The following is a 247-nucleotide window of genomic DNA, read 5'->3' as shown; positions in this document are numbered from 1 at the left end:
GACGCAAAAAGTATTCCAGATCATGATTTGCTTTGTGCGGGCTTTCCATGCCAGACATTTAGCATTATAGGAAAAAGCCAAGGCTTTGAAAACCCTAGGTCACGCGCACGAAGCTTTGCCAGTTCACCTTGCTCGTTATTACGCCAAAGCATGGCAACGTCTTGCTGCGATTTTCCCAGCATAAAATGCTCAAGCTTGCTTGGTGCCAGCAGCAGCCCCACCGCTTCTAATAAGGTGCTTTTACCAC

Annotated in this window: 1 protein-coding gene; it reads left to right on the top strand. The window is 47.8% G+C overall.

Features of this window, described 5'->3' with window-relative positions; translation table 11 throughout:
* Nucleotides 1-27 precede the first annotated feature (27 nt).
* On the top strand, nucleotides 28-247 hold a 220-nt coding region (locus R0K30_RS22995), incomplete at its 3' end, for a DNA cytosine methyltransferase (RefSeq protein ID WP_410613286.1).

The organism is Bacillus sp. SIMBA_154 (genome assembly GCF_046536015.1).
Lineage (GTDB): Bacteria > Bacillota > Bacilli > Bacillales > Bacillaceae > Bacillus > Bacillus pumilus_P.
The sequence above is the reverse complement of the archived record's forward strand: the minus strand, read 5'-3'. Positions and strand labels throughout refer to the sequence as shown.